This window comes from Halococcus hamelinensis 100A6, from assembly GCF_000336675.1.
Lineage (GTDB): Archaea > Halobacteriota > Halobacteria > Halobacteriales > Halococcaceae > Halococcus > Halococcus hamelinensis.
In genome coordinates this window covers 46,257-65,537 of sequence record NZ_AOMB01000023.1, presented here as the reverse complement: position 1 = coordinate 65,537, position 19,281 = coordinate 46,257, and the positions used below count along the sequence as shown (strand labels likewise).

General features: G+C 61.3%; 13 protein-coding genes. 3 read left to right on the top strand and 10 right to left on the bottom strand.

Annotation, left to right across the window (positions count from 1 at the left end; translation table 11 throughout):
• Window positions 1-502 precede the first annotated feature (502 nt).
• Entirely contained in the window at window positions 503-703 is a 201-nt protein-coding gene (locus C447_RS18940; RefSeq protein ID WP_079255042.1) for a glycosyltransferase family 2 protein, read from the top strand.
• Between the two features lie 675 nt (window positions 704-1,378).
• On the opposite strand, the gene C447_RS17160 is transcribed toward C447_RS18940, so the two are convergent.
• Complete coding sequence (locus C447_RS17160; RefSeq protein WP_007692859.1) at window positions 1,379-2,794, bottom strand: sulfatase-like hydrolase/transferase; 1,416 nt, start codon at window positions 2,792-2,794, stop codon at window positions 1,379-1,381.
• Window positions 2,795-3,180: 386 nt separating this feature from the next.
• Here C447_RS17160 and C447_RS08370 point away from each other — a divergent pair, with 386 nt between their 5' ends.
• On the top strand, window positions 3,181-4,395 hold the full coding sequence (locus C447_RS08370) for a hypothetical protein (RefSeq protein ID WP_152416141.1): 1,215 nt from the start codon (window positions 3,181-3,183) through the stop codon (window positions 4,393-4,395).
• 138 nt (window positions 4,396-4,533) lie between these two features.
• Here the strand turns inward: C447_RS08370 and C447_RS18325 are convergent, their stop codons facing one another.
• The 7 genes from C447_RS18325 to C447_RS08330 form a co-directional block, all read right to left on the bottom strand.
• Entirely contained in the window at window positions 4,534-5,790 is a 1,257-nt protein-coding gene (locus C447_RS18325; RefSeq protein WP_193361385.1) for an O-antigen ligase family protein, read from the bottom strand.
• Window positions 5,791-5,924: 134 nt separating this feature from the next.
• On the bottom strand, window positions 5,925-6,842 hold the full coding sequence (locus tag C447_RS17150) for an alkaline phosphatase family protein (RefSeq protein WP_007692854.1): 918 nt from the start codon (window positions 6,840-6,842) through the stop codon (window positions 5,925-5,927).
• Between the two features lie 1,108 nt (window positions 6,843-7,950).
• Complete coding sequence (locus tag C447_RS08350; RefSeq protein ID WP_007692850.1) at window positions 7,951-9,417, bottom strand: HPP family protein; 1,467 nt, start codon at window positions 9,415-9,417, stop codon at window positions 7,951-7,953.
• A 65-nt stretch (window positions 9,418-9,482) separates the two neighbouring features.
• Window positions 9,483-11,495, bottom strand: a complete 2,013-nt coding sequence (locus C447_RS08345) for a DUF2079 domain-containing protein (RefSeq protein ID WP_007692848.1) — start codon at window positions 11,493-11,495, stop codon at window positions 9,483-9,485.
• A gap of 13 nt (window positions 11,496-11,508) precedes the next feature.
• On the bottom strand, window positions 11,509-13,533 hold the full coding sequence (locus tag C447_RS08340; protein WP_007692846.1) for a DUF2079 domain-containing protein: 2,025 nt from the start codon (window positions 13,531-13,533) through the stop codon (window positions 11,509-11,511).
• Window positions 13,526-14,014 (bottom strand): GtrA family protein, encoded by a 489-nt coding sequence (locus tag C447_RS08335; protein ID WP_007692845.1) that lies wholly within the window; start codon window positions 14,012-14,014, stop codon window positions 13,526-13,528. The genes C447_RS08340 and C447_RS08335 overlap by 8 nt, the downstream gene beginning before the upstream one ends.
• Window positions 14,011-15,054, bottom strand: coding sequence for a glycosyltransferase family 4 protein (locus tag C447_RS08330; protein WP_007692843.1), 1,044 nt, complete (start codon window positions 15,052-15,054; stop codon window positions 14,011-14,013). The genes C447_RS08335 and C447_RS08330 overlap by 4 nt, the downstream gene beginning before the upstream one ends.
• A gap of 309 nt (window positions 15,055-15,363) precedes the next feature.
• Here C447_RS08330 and C447_RS08325 point away from each other — a divergent pair, with 309 nt between their 5' ends.
• The gene (locus C447_RS08325; RefSeq protein WP_007692841.1) at window positions 15,364-16,710 is read left to right on the top strand and encodes a sulfatase; all 1,347 of its coding nucleotides are present in this window, start codon (window positions 15,364-15,366) and stop codon (window positions 16,708-16,710) included.
• Between the two features lie 289 nt (window positions 16,711-16,999).
• On the opposite strand, the gene C447_RS08320 is transcribed toward C447_RS08325, so the two are convergent.
• Together C447_RS08320 and C447_RS08315 are read right to left on the bottom strand one after the other, a co-directional pair.
• Complete coding sequence (locus tag C447_RS08320; RefSeq protein ID WP_010612637.1) at window positions 17,000-18,346, bottom strand: arylsulfotransferase family protein; 1,347 nt, start codon at window positions 18,344-18,346, stop codon at window positions 17,000-17,002.
• Window positions 18,347-18,414: 68 nt separating this feature from the next.
• The gene (locus C447_RS08315) at window positions 18,415-19,197 is read right to left on the bottom strand and encodes a polyprenol monophosphomannose synthase (protein ID WP_007692836.1); all 783 of its coding nucleotides are present in this window, start codon (window positions 19,195-19,197) and stop codon (window positions 18,415-18,417) included.
• Between the last annotated feature and the right edge of the window lie 84 nt (window positions 19,198-19,281).

The window sequence follows — 19,281 nt, the reverse complement described above, 5'->3', positions numbered from 1 at the left end:
GGTATAAAAGAAGGGTTTGGTTGAGGCTGGCTATGGTAACTCAAGAGAGATTTCTGAGGAGCAATCAACTCGCTTTAGCGAGATCGGCTTGGCTTCAAGAGATGCGTCGCATCTGTTTTGTGAGCTGCTGTTTTCCTAACCGTCAATCACGTTGAGATAGTAATCTGCATTGCTGATTTTACTGGCTGCGAGCCTTGTGACGGAATCAGGGGCTCTTAGAATGGTTCCTCTGGTTTCGCCACCGTAGTACTCACCTTCGGTTTAGCCGTCTATCGTTTCCATGAAACCATTGGGATTGTGCATGACTGATTTATATATAGACGGTAGATTCTTACCGAATAAAAAGGCGGTAACGAGAAGACAAGGGCAGTCTGTTAGAGCCTGCTATCTGACTGGCTATATGTCCACCACCAAAGACAGGAGTCTCGGATGCCAACTAGAGGATCCGAAAAGACGATCAGCACCACCATTCCCTCGTACAATCGGCTAGAGAGGCTCAAGCGTGTGGGGGGAGCAGACTTATTCTGACGTTGAGGTTATCGTAGTAGAGAACCGCTCTGACAGACCAGTATCGAGGATGCTTGAAGAGGATCAGATCCCAGATAGGGTGAGATATATTCGTCACGACAAAAACAAGGGTGGGTGTGCAACTCGAAACACAGGGATGGAGCTAGTCGGAAGAGCTAGTTGCTTCTCTCGATGACAACGGATGGCTTCCAGAGAAAAATTGGCAAGACAGATTCCAGCGGTCCAAAGTACTCTAAGAGATATAGGAGTCATCTATACAGAAGTTCGGAATATCGGCGTAATCGGACAGATGAATGAGTGGAAAGACCAACTATTAGTGGTGAAGCGACCAATAACATTCTCTCCACAATCTCGTTAGAACATGTTCTTCAGTGATGGTATGACATGGGATCACGGGCAGAGTCGGTCAGCTCAATGAAGTATTTTCTAGTTGTAAGACTGGGATTACTATCTTCGGTTATCTTTGGAATCCTCGTTCGGATCTATACCAGAATTGTTAGTCACACGCCACAGTAATAAGGGAGAACAGATTTCAGACAATTTCGAACTGAAGTGCGATCTGATTGCACCATTATTCCACGAGAATACTTCTCCTGGGTCCACGAGGAGAGGGCGGTTGTTCAAACAAAAGATGTGAGCGGCCGTTTACTGTCAGATGGGGCGAGACGCACCTGGAAATTACCGCTGCAGCGATGGACATCAACGGTTGCTTCGTTCACTCATGTTGTGCCCAGTCTCCTAGAAAGCATATCCTTAATTTGGTGTGGCTCACTCAATAAAGAAGGCTATGAATCGCTCCAAAAAGCAAGACGTCCTATAGAACGCATTTTAGATATTAGATTATAGAAAGCTACATATATCCGAGATTCTGTAACTGTTCAATTGTTTCTGCATCCTGCTCCATTCGCTCTTGCGTTCCGACAACAAGATTGTTGCTAGAGAGAATTACTTCTAGTTCTGACTGCAGCGCATCTTTTCTTTTATCGTGTTCTTCGATGATATTCGTCTCTTCGTCGGGCAGTTTGAAGAGGTCCTCCCCTTCAGAACTTCGCTGGTATTTCCAACCCCGTGACCGAATCATCGAGAGTTGGTTCCAATGAAACGAATCTGAATCAAATTCTGGATTCCGTTCGGCAAGGGTGTCAGCTCTGGAGGGCCGAGGACCACGCTCCGCAACAACGTAATCTCGGTTTTCATGAGTGAAATTATATGCCTGCTTGAACTGTTCATTCTGAATACCACAAGCGTCTAGTATTGCCTTACTCACATCTGCGTGCTGGATAAGATCATCCGACTGGGCAGATCCAGTATCTAAACCGTATGTGATCAGAGGAACATTGAGTATCCCATCATGAAGAACAAGGTTATGACCTAGCATACCATTTTCGCCAAACATTTCACCGTGGTCTCCAGTAATAATTACAACTGTGTCTTCATCTCTACTTACAGCATATTTGAATACCTGCTTAGCAATGTAGTCTGCATACGTCAACTCTGCCTCATAGGTAGCCTCCAAAGCTCGCTGCTCTTTCGGTGAAAACTCACAACCATCGGCGACCGCTTGCCACAGGTCGTTCGTTATACCGTTCGAGATCCTAATGGCCTCGGTGGGTGAGAGATCCTCTCCAGTAAGCCGCTCTTTCAGTATATTGAGTGGAGGCCGATAGGGGTGATGGGGGTTGTTTATATGCAGATATGCGAAGTAGGGTTGATCGTCATCCTTGGTATCGAACCAGTGTCGAAAGGACTCGTACTGGATACGCTCACGGAGACAATCTTTGTGGCGGGATGGGTTCAAACTAAGCCCTGCCCCAGTAGTCCGAGTATCGCGGAGATGTCTGAGGCCAGCCAATGCGCCACTTTTCGAGAGGAAATCGTCTTTTTCAGGTCGTTCATGAACAACATCAAATCCCCGATCGAGCCCGGTGTTATTCCCGACATACGGGTTTCCACTGAAAAGTGCCGTTGTATAGCCTTTCTTTTTCAGAAGTTCTGGGATAGTTGAAAGTTCTGTGGGCAATTTTGTCACACTACCATCGCTTTCGCCGAATCCAACTTTATGCGTTGAGAGACGTGTTCCTGTGAGGATCGAGGTAGTGGCAGCCGGCGTCCACCGTGCATGGGAAAAACAATTGCTAAACCACTGGCCATCCGAATTCATCGAAAGCTTATCGAAAAATGGGGTTGTATTTCGACCAGAACCCATCGATGTATAGTCTGCACGCGCGCTCTCAATTGAAAGCCAAAGTACGTTTGGTTTAGCCATAACACCCATATCGAGGGGTTGTAAATAAGCCTACTTCTTGACTAGTTTCGATCAGCGGGTACTGCTTAGATGGAATCCTCCCTATAGTTTGATCACTAAACCACATCTCCACCAATCGCTTTTGGCTGTGTATTCCAGACTAGAACAAGCGTATGGACCGCCCCAAAACAGCTCCCCTATTGTTGCGCAAAAGTGCAACGGCAGCGCCCGCCACCGCATCGGTACTCCCCCGTTCGTCGCCATCGCGATACTTTTCAGCACCTCAAGCATCATTTGATAAAGATTCCCTGCAGAGTAGTGTGGACGCGTGAGATTTCCTTTCTAACGGCTCCGAGGATCAAATCTACTTCACCAACGCTTTCTTACAGGGGTTAGAACCGGAAGATGTGTTTCCCACCGATAATCCGCAGGCACGGTGGCGATCGCACCTCTCGTGGGTGATCAGGCGATTTTCGTCTGGCCCGGACGCCGTCGTCGGAGTTGCACTTTTGCTCCGGTTGTTCGCGATCCCGCTCTCACTGCTTCAAATCAATCCCTATTCGACCGCCGACGTTATCGGATTCACCCGACGGGCAGCTCGAATAGGTACAGGGTTCCAGAACGGCGAGATACTTATTGGAGCGCTTTACCGCGGCGGGGAGACCACGCTTATCTCATTCTTCCTCGGCGGTGGCGGGGCAACCTTCAGTGTCTCGGAGTATTGGGCACTCTGGATTTCACCGTTCTGGCTGCTGCCAGGTCCGAGTATTATCTATGCACATATTGGGGTTGCGCTGCTTGGTGCGCTCGCAGTCTACAATATCTATGCGATCGGCCGCTACTATCACTCCTCGGCAGCAGGGGTACTTGCCGCACTCCCAGTTGCGGTATACCCAAGTTATATACTCATCCAGTCGACCTTACTTCGTGAGGTAGCGATGATCGCCGGTATCACGACCGCTGCCCATCTCCTGATTTGTCCACCGCGCCAGCTGTCGCGACCCGTGTCCACCGTCGGTGCAATTCTCGTTCTTATGGTTATCGCCCCGCTCCGGCCGGAGAATGTCCCCCTGTACCTCCTCACGCTTGCCATCAGTGCGGTCACTATGACTCTCCAACACCTTGACGCCGACTGGCGGACCAGCGGCGCTATCGCCGTCGGCGCGGTCGCCGTAATCGGTATCGTGGGGGCTGACCTGCTCCAGAGCGCTATCGACCGACTTGGGCGGATCCACGAGCTGCGTGCGACTGGTCGGACGGCATATCTCACTGGCGTCGAGTTTAACACCATCGCAGAGGCCATCCAGTTCGGCCCAGTCGGGGTAGTTTACTTTCTGTACTCGCCGATGCCGTGGATGATAGGAACAGGTCCAGATGTCGTTATCGCGCTCCAAGCGATCGGGAACATCGCATTCACGATCGCGGTGCTGTGGGGGATTCGATACGCGTTCCGGCGTGCGCCGGCGACCACGATTACGCTGTCCGTCGGGTTTCTCGCAGCAGTGGGGCTGTACGGGGTCGTCAGTGCAAACGTCGGCACGTCGGTCCGCCACCGTCAGATGTTCCTTTGGATCGTGTATCTATTTGGCGCGATTGGAGTCGTACAGCAATTCCGCTCCTGATCCATCATCAGCCACCTGCCGCTCGCCCTTTCTCTATTCTTGCAAACACAGGAATACAGTCGCTCGTTGGACATTGGGTTAGGGTACTTACCGCGGCTGTGTACTACAGTGGGCTACCATAGAATCTCTTTGATCCACTCAGATTTTTACTTCCAGCTGCCGGCAAATTTTCTTCGAGATCTCGCTATATTTCCGAGTGATGTTAATTCGGTTTGATGGCTGCTGGCCGTAGCCAATGACCAATGCACTGAACAGCGACACGAAACTCAGCCCAAATATCGTGGAGCCATTGAACATGTGTATGATGAGAACCACCACTAGGAGAGCAAGGGGTAACCCCGCGCTCCCCTGAGAGTTCTCTTCTACTCTGAGGGAACGGTATAGGGTGTAACCAATAGCACCGAGGTAGAGCACCCCTCCGCTAATCCCTGATATCAGAAACATCCGAAGGTAGCTGTTATGTGTTCCGAAAACGTGTCCTGCTGGTGTCGGAGCACCGTGGTCCGCAAGGATTTGAGGAGTGTCGATTAATCCCCAGCCAAGAAATGGGCGTTCGCTAATTGCAGCAATCGCTGCACTCCACAGGCCTTGCCGATTGTTGAGCACTGATTCGGGAACCCTAAGTCCTCCAATGCTCACAACAGCAAATACGAAAAACAGGGCCGCGCACAAAATACCGAGCACAACTACAGGTGTCGCAAAACGAGCCCCTCCAATACGGTATACGATATAGACAATTCCTCCCCCTACCAGCGCTAAGAACCCGGCTCGACCCTGCGAAAGAACGAGTGAAAGTAGACAGACTCCTCCAAACAAAATAGCGATCTCGCGTCTTCGTGAACCATCTGCGAGACCAAATGACGCAACAAGCCCCAATGCAGAGAGTGTAGCGAGATAGTTTGGATTCTCGAATATAGACATTAAAACAGGCAGCTCGATTCCGGTTCCCAGTAATGTGCCTGAGGTAGCATAGACACCGAAGCCACTACCAGTGGACAGTAATGTCGAAGCACCTATTGGGATGGCTACTAGCCCTACCGCAACTGCGACAATCGAAAGTGCATCTATAAATTCTTCGCGTGAAAACGTGCCAGGAACAACAAAGAGTGTGAGCGCAGAAAATACGATGAATGAAATACCTCGGAGTAAGGATCTTGGGGTAGGATTCAACGCAACATTCAGTACGAATATTGCCCACAGGACGCCGATAAGGTACAAGAATGTCCTGCTGTACGCAATTCCGAGACGACCCCGAACAAAACAAATTATGAGGACTATGCCATAAACCGCTGCGACAGCAACATAGGCGATTCCCTCTGGAATCTCTATTCCAACAAGAAGACTCGCTAACAAAAGTACTAGTAATAGCAATAAGTTTTCCTTGGAGGTGGTCACAGTATCGAGGAAATCACGAGCGTACAAAGAACGTACGATTTCATAGAGGTGTAGACTGCATCTCTTTCAAGTTGCAACCGATACAAACGGCCGAATGCAGCGGGCCACAGTGACTATTGGGTATGCGTGGAACGTCAGTCCGCGTAGCCAAGTGCTGCAAGCCGCTCGGAGAGATCATCGTCCGAATGGCCTACTGCTTCGGTTGCATCCCCTTTTGTGATGTCGGGCCGAGTACCGGTTTCGTGGACGAGCCAAGGGACATGTACGAGTTCGTCGACGTACGTTTCACGTGGGTGCCCCCACTCTCGTATCGGAATTGGAAACGAACGTTGGCCAAGCATCTGACCGTGGTCGGCCGTTACGACCGTCTTTCCATCCCGTTCGTCAAGGAGACGCTCCAACGCAGGGAGCATGAGCTTGAAGTTCTCGTCGTGAGCCTGAGAGAGGACATGGTCGGGAGCGTTCACACTACCGTCCATCACACGGGACCAAAATGAGAGTGAATCACCGTCGAAGTAGCGCTGTCCCGTAGGCCCGATAAATGGATAGTGTGGCTGGATATAATGAACGAGTAGTCGTTTATTGGGGTAACGGTCCGCGGCGTCGAGCACCGCGTCAGTGACGGTCTCAGGACGTACAGTTCTATATTCCGCATCCCAGCCCTCGGAATCCCAGACGTTCTCAACTTCGCAGAGTCGGATGTCGAGGTCGTCGCGGTTGCGTTCGTATTGAGGGTTCGCCGTTATGTACACCGTATCGCGCTGGTCACCAGTAAAATTAGCTTCGAGCCATTCAGGCGTACTCGAACCACGCGATACCCGCGTTTCGAGCTGACCTGGAAGAGTATGATGAGTAGCAAACGTACTCAATGGACAGGCATCGGCAATAGCAAGCGTATCCCAGTCTTCGGCGAAGACGTCGATGCCGGCTGTGTTGTGAGGGCGTGTTTCGAAGCGTGTATGATAAAAGCGGTTGAGTTCACGGCCAATCAGGGCTGGCGTCTCGATGCCACGTCGGAGACGTTCGGGAGTGATCCGGCTGTATACATCCATATTCTACGCTGTAGAGGGAGAACCAAATCGATTTGGATACAAAACATACGCTCTTATTGAACGAGAATCCCATCAGACTGTCGCGAGCTCGCGAAACACGCCAGGCCTCGCACTCGGATGCGTCGGAATCGACGCCGAGCATTTCGTTGAGCACCGTTCCGAAGTTGTCACGATCGGGATCGAGATAGTGGGTGCCATTGATCTGTCTAGCGTTCACTGTATCTGCGGTAACGCTCCCGAAGCCCACCTGCGCAGAGAGCGTCGGACTCCGCCTCCCCGCCGACGAACGACTCGCTCTGGACAGTGCCGGCGTCGACGGTGGTACGTCTATGGTCACAGCGTCGACGAACTCGGCGAGCACACAAGGCATGTGCTGGCTATCGCCGATCGACTGCGGCTTGAGGTCTTCGCCTTCGAGCGTGGCGGTCGTCTTGCAGTTCAAGGGGTCGACTGCATCGGGATCCTGCGGCACTTTGTTCGTGGACGTCGCGATCGCCACATCCCCAGCGATCGGCGATGCCGACGTGGAACGCGACGTAGAACATCGCCGAACGCTGGCCGACCGCCATCTACGCGACACGCCCTCTATGAGCAAAATCGCGTCCGGCTTTACAGGCGACCCCGACGGTCCCCCACCGACTTCCTCCCGTTTCTCGTCGGAAAACCCGACACTGGTCTGTTTGCACAAGCCGGTAGAAGGGCTATGTGACCACGACACGAAACCGCCGGACATGGCAACCGTGACCTGCAGCGAATGTGGTAACGAAAGCGAATACGACGACTCCGACGCCACGGACCGGGTCCCCTGTACGCACTGCGAGAACATGATACAGGTCTGAATCGGGTTCGGAACCGTCCGGTTCTCCCGTCGGTATTGTACAGTCCTAATCGGCAGAGGAGCCCGAGCGACGGCGAACCCGGGCCGAGATGCGACGTTCGGCGAAACCGTATAGCGTTCTGCCATGACACGAAGGTGTTTATACCAGGGTGCTGAACAACGGGATGGAGGGTTCGAAGGACTCTCCGAGATGCCACGCAGCGGGCCACGTCCCTTGGTCCCCCTTTTCTGAGAACCGGTCAGAACCCTCGCCTTCGGACCGGGGAGGACTCAGTTGTGGTCGAGCGGTCGGTACCGACGGTCGACGATCGCCACGTCGCACTCGATGTCGTGGAGCCGTTCGAACGTCGCCGGCGCGAGCAACCGCGAGACGGCACTCCGGTCGGTGCTGGCCCCGAGCACCACGAGGTCGGTGTGGGACGACGCGGCCGCGAGGAAGTCCTCGGCGGGGCCGTGTGCCACCCGCGTCTCGATGCGGGTCGAGAAGGTCTCGACGAGGTCGGCGAGCATGCTCTCGGCGTCGCGGCGCTCGGCGGCCGTCGAGATACAGTGACAGACGCCGATCCGTCCCGAGGAACCCGCGAGCCGGCACGCGAAATCGAGCATGCTCCGGGCGACGTCGCTGGCCTGCCGGACCGACACCAGCACCCGCCCCCACTCGGTCCGTCCGTCGATCGACCGGTGTACCACCACGTCCATGTCGGTCCGAAACAGCGAGGTCACGAACGACGACAGCCCGCCTTCGCCCTCCTCGTAGGGTGTGACCACCAGATCGCAGTTGGACTCGCGCGCGGTCCTGAGCGTGGTCTTGGCGGGTGGTTCGGAGCCGCGCCGGGCGACGACGACCTCACACGGAACCCCGACGGTGGCCTCGACGGCGTCCGCACACCGTTCGAGCCGGCCGGCGTGGGGTTTCGTCGACCCCGGCTCCGGCGCGTCGGCGTCCACCCCACCGTCGGTGGCGACGGTCTGTCCGTCCGAGTCCGGTTCCGTGGCACTCGCCCCGGCCTCGTCGGGGTCGACGAGGTCGAACAGCACCACCTTGCCGGCGTCGTGGGCGGCGGCGAGGCGACCGCCGAACATCGCGGTGGCGTCGGCGTGGTCGCCGCGCATCGGCACGAGGACGTGGTCGTCGCCCTTCGTCGACTGGTAGAGGTAGCGGGCCCGATGGGAGTAGACCTGGCGGTGCCAGACGAGGAACACGCCCGCGACGATCATGCTCGACACCGCGATGGAGACGACGTAGGCGAACCCCGAGGCCCGCTCGACGACGGCGAGGAGCGCGGTCGAGAACGCCGCCGGCTCCTCGATGTCGAACGCCCACGTCGCCGCCCCGGTCAGGAACATCGCGAGCGCCGCGCCGCCGGCGTGGATCTCCTGGGCCGCCGAGGGGGCGTAGTAGAACTGTGAGAGGGTCGCGACCGCGATCCAGCCACACGCCGCACCGGCGGTCAGCCCCGAGACGAACCGCCAAGGGGCGGCGTAGCGCTCCTCGGGGTGGGCGAACAGGAGATACGCGCCGGCGGCCAGCGGCGGAAAGAGGAGGAAGGAGAGGTCGGCGACGTTCGAGATCAGCGTCACGAGGCCGACTAGGAGCGGCACGAACAGCAGGACGGAGAGGTGGATCAGGTTCCTGGAACTCTCGATCCACCGGCGGAAGTCGTGGACCTCCCGGCGTTCGAACCGCCGGGACCGCGAGAGCGCGGCGCGGAGGTACGCCCGCGCGTTATCGAACATACCCACAACAGGGCGCGAAGCGGAAAATGTGTTTCTTCATCGCCCAGTCCCCCGTTCGGGTCGAACTACCCGGCCGTCGCCGACGCGTTCGGGGTGTCGTTCCGGGCGGAGACGGTGACGTTCTCGAAGGCGAGCCGGCCCGTTCCGCCGGCCCGCTTCGCCCGGAGTTCCACGTTCGGCTCGACGCTATCGAGCGAGAAGTCGACGGTGACGTTCGTGAGGCCGTCGGTGGTCGTCACGTTCTCGCTCGCGATCGGCCGCGGGGTCGCCCCGGTCGCGGCTTCGAGGGTGGCGACGGGCTGGTCGCCGGTGCTCGTGGCGTTGACCTGGAAGGTCGCGGTGTAGTCGCCGGGCGGGAGCATCGCACCCGGACCGTACCAGTAGTAGGTCCCGTCCTGGCCGCCGGTGCCGACGAGCTGGCCGTCGATGATGATCGCCTCGTTGCGGACGATATCCGAGAGCTCGTAGGTTTTGGGGTCGAACCCGTAGTCGCCACCGATACCACGGGTCGTCCCGTTGTAGCCCTGTCTGAACACCCAGACGTCGCCGTCGTAGGCGTAGAGGCCGTACTCGTCACCGAGCTGGCCCTCGAAGATCGTGCGCAACGGCTGCGACCACTCGATGCCCTGGGTTTCGAGGTCGGTGTCCATCAGGATGTACTCGGGCCTCGGCGGGGGGTTCTCGCGTTGGTACCGGTAGTAGAGTGTGCGGTTCGCGGTGAAGGTGACGTCGTCACGGGTGGCGACGTGCGGGAAGATGTCGTTCTGGGTGATCAACGAGGCGTTCTCCGGGACCACCTCGATCGCCTCGTTGATCGTCTCGACGTCGTCGCCACCGCGCGGGACGGCGTCCTTCTGGGCCCCCATCGCCACCCCGACGGCGAGGTTCACGACGAGGATCACCGCGAACAGTCCGGAGAGCACCCCACGGGTCGTGTTCCACCACGCGTCGGTGTCGAACTCGGGCCGTCGCGAGAGGTCGACCCGCGAGAGCACTCTGATGGCCCCGATGTAGACGAATGGCAGGAGGTAGAAGGGGTAGTGTGCGCCGAAGGTGTAGTAGACGTCGCGCCCGGCGAAGACCCACGCGAACCCGAGGAAGGGGACCAGCGAGAGCACCGTGACCTCGTCGGCCACGGCGAGGAACAACACCGGCAGGAGCAGGAGGATCAAGAAGACCACCTTGTCGAAGAGGTCGATCGCGATGGCGTCGACGAAGAGCGAGGGGTGGGCGAACAGGATGCCGACGAGGTTCCCGATCGTGACCCGCGAGCCCGTGATGTAGGCCTGGAACGCCGGCGAGACGACGTCGGTCGGCAGGCCCGAGGAGTCGGTGTAGACCCCTATCGCCCAGCCCGCGACGACCCGCGAGACCACGAGTATCACGGCGCTGACGGCGAGCATCGGGGCCTCCTCTCGGAGCCGGTTCCCGCGGTAGGCGATGACCGCGAGCGCCACCAGAAAGCCCCCGACCAGGATCGCGGTGAACTCGTTGGTGAACAACACCAGCGTGAGGAAGACCACGAACGTGACGTACCGGCGCTTGGTGTAGGCGTAGTAGCCGGCGAACAGGAGGATCGGCAGGAGGATCTGTTCTTGGAAGTCGAAGAGCCACGCGTTCCAGAGGAAGGGGTTGAGGGCGTAGGAGGCGGTCACCAGCCCGGCGATCCGCGTGCTACTGAGCTGGTCGCGCGCGAGCTTCCAGCACATCGGAACGCTCGCCGCGAGCACGAACGCCTTCGAGACGATGAGGGTGTACGGCGACTCCACGAGGGCGTACACGGGGAGGAAGGCGAGCAGGGTGGCGGTGAAGTGTCCGCCCCAGTAGGAGCTCTCGGGCCCACGGGCGGTGTACTTGCCCTGTTCGAGGAACCCGTTCCCCTCGACCGTCTGTGCGAACATGTGGACGTAGGTACCGAAGTCCGCGCCAGTGAGCCAGTAGCTTCGGTAGAGCAGCGACATGTAGACCGAGAAGCCGACGAACAGCAGGAGGGCGAACCCGAGGACGTACCACGCCGGGTCCCCCCGGTCGGGAACCCGGCGGTCGACGGCGGTCCTGACGTGGTCGGCGGTGCTCATGCGTACTCCTCCATCACGCCCCGCCCTCCGTGGTGTTTGCGGTTTCCGGATAGGATATCCGCACCCGGTCCAGCACGATCCGACCCTCGCCCCGTCTGACCCCGCGGTACTCGAGCTCCGAGGTGCTCTCGGTCAGGCGGAACGGCACCGAGACGTTCTGCCAGCCGTCGCCGGGCGTGACCGTGGCGTTCGCGAGCTCCACGTGGTCCTCGCCGCCGGCGACCTGCGTCAGCAACACGGGGTCGTCGCCGTCGCCGGAGACGTTGACCCGGAAGGTCGCGGTGTAGTTGCCCGGCGCGAGGGTGTCGTAGGGGCCGAACCAGACGTACTCGCCCGAGGAGCCCGCCTCGCTCACGAGGGTGCCGTTCGCCTGGGTCCCGTTCTCGGTCGCGAACTCGCTCGCGTCGTAGGTCCGCGGGCTCGGGTCGCGCTGTGTCACCCCGTAGGTCCGACCCTCGTAGCCCCGCTGGTAGACCTGGACGCCGTCCTGATAGCGAAGCAGCCCGTACTCGTCGCCGAGGCGCTCACCGAAGCTCCGCTGGACGGTTCGTCCCCAGGACGCGTCCGGGTTGAGGTCCGTATCGATCAGGACGTACTCCGGCGACACCGGTCCGTATCGCTGTTCGTAGGTCTCGAACGTCGTCTGGCTCACGATGAAGCTCGCGTTGGGACGGGTGGCGACGTGGGGATAGATGTCGTTCTGGGCGAGCAGGGTCGCGTCCGCCGGGATCGAGTCGATGGCCGTCTGGAGGACGGCGTCGTGGTCCTCGTCCGCCGGCGGCGGGGCTGCGAGGTGGCCGCCGCCGGAGGCGATGCCTGCGACGAGACAGAGCACCAGCACGCCGGTGGCGACCCCCGAAAACGCCGCCCGTGACGGTATCGAGATCCCGTCGAATCGGGTCGAGAGCCGCGCGAGGAGGTGGATGACCCCGATGTAGACGAACGGCAGGAGGTAAAGCGGGTAGTGGGCACCGAACTCGAAGTAGACCGCCTTCGACGCGCCGGTGAAGATCCAAGCGAAGCCGAGGTACGGGCCGAGCGCGAACAACGAGAGTTCGTCGAACAGCGCGAGGAAGAGGACGGGGAGCATGAACGCCGCGAAGAAGAGGAGTTTGTCCTCGACCGCGAACGTCGCCGAATCGATCAGAACGGTGGGGTTCGCGAGCACGACGCCGAGGAGGTCGAGGATCGACACCCGCGTCCCGCTCTGGACGTACGCCTGGAGGGGTTCGGCGATCACGTAGACCGGGAGCCCGCTCGCCCGACTGAAGTGTTCGATCACGGTGCTGGAGACGAACCGCGCCAGCCCGAGGGTGACCACCGCGCCGACGATGGCCGGGGCCTTCTCGCGCGCCCGACCCGCGAGGACCGCCGCGACCGCGAGCCCAGCGGTGAAGCCGATCGCGGGGAAGATCACGAACTCGTTGGTGAACAACACCAGCGAGAAGAGGACGAGGAAGGCGAGGGTTCGGTCCTTCCGATAGCAGTAGTAGGCCGCGAACAGGAGGGGCGGGATCAGGATCTGTTCTTGGAAATCGAACGACCACGCCGACCAGAGGAACGGGTTGAACGCGTACGAGAGCGTCACGACCCCGCCGAGACGGGCACCGAGCCGGTCGCGGGCGAGCACCCAGAGCACCACGACGCTCGCCGCGAGCACGAAGCACTTCACCACCAGGAGGGTGTAGACCGAGGGCACCAGCGCGAACAGCGGGATGAAGGCGAGCAACGTCAGCGAGAAGTGCGCGCCCCAGTACGACGACGAGAGGAGTTCGACGCGGTACTTGCCGTTGTCGAGCCAGCCCTCCCCGTTGAGCGTCGAGGAGAACATGTGGGTGTACGCCCCGAGGTCGGCCCCCGTGGTCGCGAAGCGGACGTGCAGAAGCGAGGTGTATACCGAGAAACCGACGAACAGCGCCAGCGCGAGCAGGACGACCAGCCACGTCGGGTCGTTGCGGGCCGGCAGCGCGCCGGTCACCCGGTCGGTGAACGACGTGTCGCTTTTCTCGCGGCCGATCGATTCCGAGAGCCTACTCACGCTTGTCCTCGCCGAAGTACTGCTTCACGGAGTCGAGCGACCAGGAGGAGTCCTCCGTACTCCAGACCCACTTCTCGCTCGCGCCGAAGCCCCAGAGCAGGCCGACACCCATCGACAGGAGGTTCGCCCAGAAGAACGGGATCCCCAGGAAGTCATAGAAGACGACGAGTGCAACGGTCCCGATACCGATACCCACGAGACGGGTGGCGACGTACTTCACGCCGCGCCAGCACCACTGACCGAAGCCCGCCGCACCGCGGCCGCGCCACGTCACGCTGTCGTTCATCACGTAGTTCGAGAGCGTACTGAGAACGCGTCCGAGTACCCCGGCGATCAGATAGGGAACCCCGAGTTTGAAGCTGCCGACGGTGACGGCCTGATTGATCGCAGCCCCGACCAGACCGACCGCGATGTACAACACGAGTCGCTTGTTCTGGGGGTCGAACAGCGAGCGCTCGCGGACCTCGTCGAGCACGCTCACGTGTGGACCTCCGTTCGGTCACCGCCGCGCTCGCGGGTCGGCGGCGAGAGCAGCAGGTCCTTGAGTTTGGGATAGACCGCTTCGATGGCGTGGGACTCGCCCTCCGAACGGGCGCGGTCACACCGCTCGGCGTAGCCGTCGTCGTGAGCCCACTCGCTGTGCAGGAGCGCGATCGCGTGGGCCATCCCGCGCGGGGTTTCGGCCTGCAACACCGCCTCGTTCTCCCGGACGTGCGTCGAGAGCGGGGTCGTCACCACGGGGGTTCCGGAGGCACACGCCTCGTTTATCACCATGCTGTCGGTGTCGACCCGGGCGGGGTGGAGCACGACGTGCGCACGGGCGTAGGCCGCGGCGAGTTCGTCCTCGTCGAGGAAGCCGAGTCCCTCGACCTCCCCCGCGCCCTCGCCGGTCGTCACCACTCGAACGTTCGATGGAAGCCGCTCGGCCACGTCCTGTATCGTGTCCCAGCCCTTCTCGCGGATGTGGGCGGCGGTGGTGAGGACGGTGAACTCGTCGTCGAGCGGTGCGTTGTCGGGCGAGAACCGGTCGGTGTCGACGAAGTTCGGGATGTGGACCGTGTTCGGGTGCGGGGAGTCGTAGGCCGGGGTCACGGAGTGGACGACGTCGAACCGCGAGAGGTCGCGTTTGCCGACGGTTCGATAGAGGAGTTTGACCGCCGTGGGCACCGCACCGTAGTGGGCCTCGTAGAGCTTCCGCGAGACGAACACCCAGGAGTGGACGCCCGCGATCCGGGTGCCACCGCCGGAGAAGAAGAGTTCGGAGAAGGGGTTGTAGAAGATGTACGCGGTGTCGAACTCGGAGAGGTCGTGGTGCCAGGCCTCGCGATAGGGGATGTCGGGGTCGAGCACGTCCCGCACCGCGACGCGGCGCTCGCCACCGGGCGCGTAGGGGAGGGCACGGACCGAGACGTCGACGCCGTCGCTGGCGAGACGGTTGGCGAGCGAGCAGACCCACTTCTCGCCGCCACGGTAGTGTTCGACCGAGAGGTGGGGACAGAGAACGACGCGTGTACCGGACATCTCAGAACGACGGGTGAGTTTCGAGGGCGTCCGTGCGTCGTTGCGGTCCGGTGGAACGAGGAGGGCGCTCGGCGGAGGACGAAATCATTGCGCGAAAGAACAGACCGGAGCCAATTAAGTATTGCCTATCGGACCCTCGGGCGGTCAGACCAACGAAAACGGGGGTTTCGGACGATCCTGCCGTTGGATGCCCATCGTCCGTCCGGTGTGTGATCACACGTCCATCGTGGTATACGTGACCACGTTTTGACCGTGGGGACACGCCACCGAATAGTAAAACAGTTCACCCACGAGCGAGCGGATCGGACAATGAAGACGCTCCTGCTCACCATCGACGCGTGGCGTGCCGACCACGCCTCGTTCATGCCGGGATCGGTCGGCGAACACACCCCGAACCTCGACCGCCTCGCGGCGGAGGGCACCGTGTTCTCACAGGCCGTGAGCCACGGCCCGGCCACGCCCTACGCCTTCCCGGCGGTGTTCACCTCGGCGCTCCCGCTCGATTACGGTGGCTACGAGGAACTGAGTGCCGACCGGACCCTGGTCAGCGAGGCCCTCTCCCCGAACGGCTGGCACTGCGTCGGTGCGCACGCAAACCCGTGGCTCGGCGAGAAGTACGGCTACGGTCGGGGCTATGACGACTACCGCGACGTCGGCGAGTTCGGATTGCCAGGACTCGAACGGGGCCGGCAGTTCCTCCTCGAGAACTTCTCGCTCGACAGCCCGGTCTATCGCGCGGTCCAGTCGGCCTACCGCTACGTTCAGGGTCCGCTGCGAATGGTGACGGGCGACGCCGCCGAGATCGAGGTCGCACGCGAGGCGCTCGACGACGCTCGCGGGGACACCTTCGTCTGGACGCACCTCCTCGAACCCCACGCGCCCTACACCCCGCCGAAACACCACCGCGAGGCCGTCGGCGTCCCCGAGACCGACACCACGCCCTCCCAGCTCGTCACCCGCGCCCAACACGACCCCGAGTCGTTCTCCGAGCGCGAGCGCGAGGTCATCCGCGGGCTCTACGCCGCGTCGGTCCGCCACGCCGACGAGAAGGTCGGTAAGCTCCTCCGGGCCGTCGACGACGATACCCTCGTGGTTGTGACCGCCGACCACGGCGAGGCGCTGTTCGAACACGGCCAGGTCGGCCACGAACCCGCCCTCTACGACGAGCTCGTTCACGTCCCGTTCCTGGTTCGCCCGCCCGACGGCGCGAACGCCGACGTCGTCGAGGAGCAGGTCCGCCACGTCGACATCGCACCCACGATCCTCGATTACGCCGGCGTCGAGGCCCCCGACTCCTACCAGGGTCGGTCGCTTCGACCGGCGGTCGAGGGCGAGGGGATCGAGACGGCGGACGCGATCTCGGAGGTCGCCTCGTCACCCACCCAGCCGGGTCGGCTCGACCCCGACGAGCTCCAGGTCGGGGTCAGGACCCCGGCGCGGAAGCTGATCTACACCGCCGACGGTATCGAGGGCTTCGACCTCGACGCCGACCCCGGCGAGGAAGCACCGGTCACGGACCTCGACGGTGAGGAGTGGGCCGACCTCCACGCGGCGCTCGACGAGCGACTCGACAGCATCGACGTCGCCGACACCGGCGGCGTCGAACGCGACGACGACGTTCAAGAGCGGCTTCGGAACCTCGGCTACATGGAGTAGGCGTCGAGCGCGCTACAGGGTCCACTCGGGGTCACGCGGCCGCCAAACGACCTCCGCTGCTTCGACCGGACTGTGACCGCGGTGGTCCGCACACGGCGCACCGGGGACCGAAACCTCGTGGAGACAGACCCCGTTGGGGGTCGGTCTGGCACACACCGGCGATCCGTCCTCGTTCGTCGGATACGTTCCACTTGCCATACCGGACGGTGGGGTGACGCAGCCATGATGATCCGGCCTGCATGTGCCCGGCGTAGAAGATACCACCCGTGTCCGCGTTTCTGCCGACGTTTCAGGGGGCTCGCCGCCGTCCGCTCCAGACCAGGCCGCCACCGACGATGGTGAGCAGCAGGCCCACGACGACGACCGCGATGTGCCACGGCGCGAACCAGAGCGGGAGCGAGACCACGTACGAGAGCCCCGCGTAGGCCTGGCCCACGAACGGGATGCTGGTCTCCGCACCGCCGATCGTGCCGGAGTCGGCGCTGGCGTTCATCCGCGGGAGGCTACTGTCGTTGAGGGTCTCCTGAGCGGGCAACCGCTCGGCCTCGTAGGGCCATCTCCCGGTATCGGCGGTCCAGATTGTCGTGCCGTTGGGTGTGACCTCCACGACGCGGTCGTTGCGCGAGTCGGTGATCAGGGTGTTCCCGTTGGGAAGGCGGTCGGCGTCGCGCGGCCAGCTGTAGCCCCGGTCGTTCGAGGAGTCGACGCCCCAGGCGACGTCCCAGCCCCCGCTCTCGTTGTGGAGTTCGACGATCCGGTTGTTGTCGGAGTCGGCGACCATGATCGCGTCCGGTCCGAGGTACTGCGGGTTGTGCTGGTGGTTCATGACCTCGGGGTCGCCACAGAGCACGTCGCCGCCCGAGTCGTTGCTGAAGTCACGGAGGCCGTTGTTCTCCTTGCAGATCGCGTCGTCCGCGTCGCCGGTGTCCTCGTTGATGACGTCGACGACGCCCTCGCCGCGCTGGATTATCAGGAGCTGGTTGGCGTTCCGGACCGACACCATGTACCGACCCTCACCGATCCGGTCGACGTCGTTGATGTGGAGCCAGTCGGTGCTGACGGGGTCGTCGGGTGCGTCGTAGCGCTCGCTCGCGTTCCACTGCCACGTCGTCGTGCCGTTCGGCGCGACGGTGAAGACCCGCTCGTTCGCCATGTCGGTCATGATGAACTCGCCGGAGGGGAGCGGCTCGACGTCGTGGACCTCGTTGTTGAGCATCTCGGGAACCGGGAACGACCACTCGCTCGTGACCTGCGGGTCGGGGTTGGCGTCGGGGCCGGGGTCGATTATCTGGAACCCCGTCCGCGCACACGGGGCTTCGTACTGGCCACACTCCTGTTCGCCCTCGGTGATGTAGCCCGTGAGCACCGAGCCGTTGTCGAGCACCGTGACGTCGAAGTAGTCGGTGTCGGGGGTGCCGAAGGTCCAGAGCCGACTGCCGTTCGAGTCGAACATCGAGACACGGCCGGCGGCCTGCATCCCGACGACGGTTTTGCCGCGGTCGGCGCTGTCGTTGGCATTGGCGTTGGAGATGGCCGACGGCCCGGTGGCGGCGCTCACCGCGAGCGAACCCGCGACGGCGACGACGGCGACGAGGACCAGGGCCACCCCGAGACGTTGGCGCGAGAGGGAGGGCATTTCGGTACCGGGAAATACGGGTAGCCCGGCTTAGGGTTATTGGTTCGTTTCGGGAATCCCGCCCGCGGTCACTGCTGGTTTCGGTCGACCGAGACGGCGGCGTGGGGGTCCCGGACCGCGTAGCCGTCCCGCCGGAGGTCGTAGACGTGTTCGAGGAAACCGAGGTACTCGCCAGCCGAGAGCTTCGACTCGCCGCGCTCGCGCTCGGTGAAGACGTACGGCACCTCGACGACGCGGTCGTACTCGCACTTCAGGAGGATCTCGAGCAATATTTTGTAGCCGGTCGGCGCGAGCGAGACCCCGGCGAGGATCTCGCGACGAACCGCGAAGAAACCGCTCATCGGGTCCGAGATGCCGCGCGTCGGTGGCAGCGCGGCCTTCGCGATCGTCATCGCACCGCGGCTGACGAGCCGTCGGAACCGCGACCAGTTCTCGACGCCGCCGCCGGGAACGTGACGGCTTCCGATCACGATGTCGGCCCCGGAGTCGAACGCCGCGATGAGCTCTGGGAGCTTCTCGGGGGGGTGCTGGAGGTCGGCGTCGATCACCGCACACAGCTCGTAGGTCGCCTCGTCGAACCCTCGCGAGACCGCGGTCGCGAGCCCCGACTCCTCCGTTCGGCGGACCACCCGCACCACCTCCAGCCCCTCGTACTCGTCCTCGACGAACCGCCAGGTCTCGTCGGGCGAGTCGTCGTCGATCACGACGATCTCGAAGCGGTACTCGGCGAGCGCGTCCCGACACCGTTCGACGACCTGTTCGATGTTCTCGCGTTCGTTGTACGTCGGGATGATGATCGAGACCGAGCGCTCGTGGGCGTCGAGTCCCGCCACCGTCGCGTCCGCGGGCACACCGCTCCGGTCGGTCCCGTTCTCGGATCCGGTCCCGTCACCGGAGCGCGGCGGTTGGCATCTCCCACTACTGCTCCCCCGAGA